This is a genomic window from Mesorhizobium sp. M7A.F.Ca.AU.001.01.1.1, assembly GCF_004022735.1.
Taxonomy (GTDB): Bacteria; Pseudomonadota; Alphaproteobacteria; order Rhizobiales; family Rhizobiaceae; genus Mesorhizobium; species Mesorhizobium ciceri.
Window position 1 is genome coordinate 1 of sequence record NZ_RZPF01000611.1, and the last position, 4,040, is coordinate 4,040.

The 4,040-nt window shown below is 62.1% G+C and carries 3 protein-coding genes and 1 pseudogene; all 4 read left to right on the top strand.

Going from position 1 to position 4,040, the window contains the following annotated elements; translation table 11 throughout:
- Positions 1-339: pseudogene (locus EN884_RS28245) on the top strand (50S ribosomal protein L1); the annotation flags it as partial.
- 393 nt (positions 340-732) lie between these two features.
- Positions 733-1,251, top strand: coding sequence for a 50S ribosomal protein L10 (gene rplJ, locus EN884_RS28250; protein ID WP_013531412.1), 519 nt, complete (start codon positions 733-735; stop codon positions 1,249-1,251).
- 54 nt (positions 1,252-1,305) lie between these two features.
- Positions 1,306-1,683 carry a 50S ribosomal protein L7/L12 gene (rplL, locus tag EN884_RS28255; RefSeq protein WP_013531413.1) on the top strand — a complete coding sequence of 126 codons (378 nt, stop codon included), beginning with the start codon at positions 1,306-1,308 and terminating at the stop codon, positions 1,681-1,683.
- 251 nt (positions 1,684-1,934) lie between these two features.
- On the top strand, positions 1,935-4,040 hold a 2,106-nt coding region (gene rpoB / locus EN884_RS28260; RefSeq protein WP_128360864.1), incomplete at its 3' end, for a DNA-directed RNA polymerase subunit beta.

Consider the following 4,040-nt stretch of genomic DNA (forward strand, 5'->3'; position numbering starts at 1 on the left):
ATGCCGCTGGTCGGCCGTCTGGGCAAGGTGCTCGGCCCGCGCGGCATGATGCCGAACCCGAAGGTCGGAACCGTCACCACCGACGTTGCCGCCGCCGTCAAGGCGTCCAAGGGCGGCGCCGTCGAGTTCCGTGTCGAGAAGGCTGGCATCGTCCATGCCGGCGTCGGCAAGGTCTCGTTCGACGTCAAGGCCCTGGAAGAGAACATCCGCGCCTTCGCCGATGCGGTGACCAAGGCAAAGCCGACTGGCGCCAAGGGCAACTACGTCAAGAAGGTGTCGGTCACCTCGACGATGGGCCCGGGCCTCAAGCTCGACGTCGCGACGCTCAACGCGTCCTGATACGAACATTTGGATCGGCCGCCAAGCGGCTGATCCGCAAGTGAATTCCGGACTTCCGACTTGTCGGCGGCCCGGTACCGGAAGCCGAAAGGTTTCCGGACATCCTGTCCGAGATTGCAGGCGGCCCAGAAGCCTTAATTCGATTTGGGCCTGCATGAGACGGGTGAAGACCGGACAACGGAGCGATTGCTCCAATGAAAGGTTCGAACCGTGTTTGCCTTTTGTCTGCGCATCGCCGGCTTGACTGTCGATGTGGCGAAAGGGGGCAGGATCCTCGAGCGTCGTTCGGGAGATCCGTTACTGGATGGCCCGGCCGACAAAAGGCAACCCGACGCCTGTCCTCGTCAATGGGATGTTCCCGTTAACAGGATTGGGGTCAACTGGAGATAGGCAGTGGACAGAGCGGAAAAACGCGAACTCGTCACGGGCCTGAACGGTGCGTTCTCGAACGCAGGTTCAGTGGTCGTGGCCCACTACGCCGGTATCACCGTCGCGCAAATGAACGACCTTCGGTCGAAAATGCGCGCTGCCGGTGGCACCGTCAAAGTCGCGAAGAACCGTCTCGCCAAAATCGCTCTTCAGGGCACGGACTCCGCATCGATCATCGAGCTGTTCAAGGGACAGACGCTGATTGCTTATTCGGAGGATCCGATTGCGGCGCCGAAGGTCGCGTCCGATTTCGCCAAGGGAAATGACAAGCTCGTCATTCTCGGCGGCGCAATGGGCACCACCTCGCTCAATGCCGACGGTGTGAAGGCACTCGCCACACTTCCGTCGCTCGATGAGCTGCGCGCCAGGCTGGTTGGCATGATCGCCACGCCGGCAACCCGGATCGCCCAGATCGTCAATGCGCCAGCGGCCTCGGTCGCGCGCGTCATCGGCGCTTACGCCCGGAAGGACGAGGCGGCATGAGGCCGTTCCTCGCTATCACAAACACACGTTCGAACCTTATGAAGGAACACAACAATGGCTGATCTCGCAAAGATCGTAGACGACCTTTCGAAGCTGACCGTCCTCGAGGCGGCCGAGCTGTCGAAGCTTCTGGAAGAAAAGTGGGGCGTTTCGGCTGCTGCTCCGGTGGCGGTTGCCGCTGCTGGCGGCGCTGCGGCCGCTGCTGCTCCGGCCGAGGAAAAGACGGAATTTGACGTCGTCCTCACCGACGCAGGCGCTCAGAAGATCAACGTCATCAAGGAAGTCCGCGCCATCACCGGTCTTGGCCTCAAGGAAGCCAAGGATCTGGTTGAAGCGGCTCCGAAGCCGGTCAAGGAAGCCGTTTCCAAGGCCGACGCTGACAAGTTCAAGGCCCAGCTGGAAGCAGCCGGCGCCAAGGTCGAACTGAAGTAAGCGTAAAAGCGGCGGGCGGCCTCGCGCCGTCCGCCACTCCCTTCGCCCGAAGGGAGAGCGCGTAACGCGAGATCTGCGAGAACCTCTTTCCTGAGGGCCGAAAACCGGCCTTCAGGAAACGGGTTTTCTCCCGTTCTAGCCGGCCGCCGACAGGCGCCGGGAAAACAGACAGAGGGTTGCCGCCAAGGTGGCCCAGTATGCAAGGCGAGCCGCGGCGAGGCTCGTCCCGAGTTTAGAGCTAAGGAGCGACGATGGCCCAGACCCAGACTTTCAATGGCCGCAGACGCGTACGCAAGTTCTTCGGAAAGATTCCGGAAGTTGCGGAGATGCCGAACCTGATCGAGGTTCAGAAGGCATCCTATGACCAGTTCCTGATGGTGGCGGAGCCCAAGGGTGGGCGTCCGGACGAGGGGCTGCAGGCCGTTTTCAAGTCGGTCTTCCCGATCTCCGATTTTTCCGGCTCCTCCATGCTGGAGTTCGTGAAGTACGAGTTCGAAGGACCGAAATTCGACGTTGACGAATGCCGTCAGCGCGACCTCACCTATGCCGCGCCGCTCAAGGTGACGCTGCGCCTCATCGTGTTCGATATCGACGAGGACACCGGCGCCAAGTCCATCAAGGACATCAAGGAGCAGGACGTCTACATGGGCGACATGCCGCTCATGACCTTGAACGGCACCTTTATCGTCAACGGCACCGAGCGCGTCATCGTTTCGCAGATGCACCGTTCGCCGGGCGTCTTCTTCGACCATGACAAGGGCAAGTCGCACTCGTCGGGCAAGCTTCTGTTTGCCGCGCGCGTCATCCCGTATCGCGGTTCGTGGCTCGACATCGAGTTCGATTCCAAGGACGTCGTGCACGCCCGCATCGATCGCCGCCGCAAGATTCCGGTGACGTCGCTGCTGATGGCGCTCGGCATGGACGGCGAAGAGATCCTGTCGACCTTCTACAACAAGATCACCTACAAGCGTGCCGGCGACCATTGGCGCATTCCGTTCAACGTCGAGCGTTTCCGCGGCCTCAAGGCTGTCGGCGACCTGGTCGATGCCGATACCGGCGAAGTCGTCGTCGAGGCCGGCAAGAAGATCACCGCACGCCAGGCACGGGCGCTTGGCGAAAAGGGTCTGAAGGCGATCAAGGCGACCGACGAGGACCTGCTCGGCAACTATCTGGCCGAGGACATCGTCAACTACGCCACCGGCGAGATCTTCCTCGAGGCCGGTGACGAGATCGACGAGAAGACGCTGAAGGTGCTGCTCGGCACCGGCGAAGAGGAGATCAAGGTTCTCGACATCGACCACGTCAATGTCGGCGCCTATATCCGCAACACGCTCAACGTCGACAAGAACGAGAGCCGCCAGGACGCGCTGTTCGACATCTATCGTGTCATGCGCCCCGGCGAGCCGCCGACGCTTGAAACCGCCGAAGCCATGTTCAACTCGCTGTTCTTCGATAGCGAGCGCTACGATCTGTCGGCCGTCGGCCGCGTCAAGATGAACATGCGCCTCGAGCTGAAGGCCGAGGACACCGTGCGCGTGCTGCGCAAGGACGACATCCTGGCCGTGGTCAGGACGCTGGTCGAACTGCGCGACGGCAAGGGCGAGATCGACGACATCGACAATCTCGGCAACCGCCGCGTGCGTTCGGTCGGCGAGCTGATGGAAAACCAGTACCGCGTCGGCCTGCTGCGCATGGAGCGCGCGATCAAGGAGCGTATGTCCTCGATCGAGATCGACACGGTCATGCCGCAGGATCTGATCAACGCCAAGCCGGCGGCTGCCGCCGTGCGCGAGTTCTTCGGTTCCTCGCAGCTGTCGCAGTTCATGGACCAGACCAACCCGCTGTCGGAGATCACCCACAAGCGCCGCCTCTCGGCGCTTGGACCGGGCGGTCTGACCCGCGAGCGCGCCGGCTTCGAAGTGCGCGACGTGCACCCGACGCATTACGGCCGCATCTGCCCGATCGAGACGCCGGAAGGCCCGAATATCGGTCTGATCAACTCGCTGGCCACCTTCGCACGCGTCAACAAGTACGGCTTCATCGAGAGCCCGTACCGCAAGATCGTCGACGGCAAGCTGACCAATGACGTCGTCTATCTCTCGGCGATGGAAGAGGCCAAGCACCATGTCGCGCAGGCCAACGCCGAGCTCGACAAGAACGGTGGTTTCGTCGACGAATTCGTCATTTGCCGCAGTGCCGGCGAAGTGATGATGGCGCCGCGCGAAAACGTCGATCTGATGGACGTGTCGCCCAAGCAGATGGTGTCGGTGGCCGCGGCCCTGATCCCGTTCCTGGAAAACGACGACGCCAACCGCGCTCTGATGGGCTCGAACATGCAGCGTCAGGCCGTGCCGCTG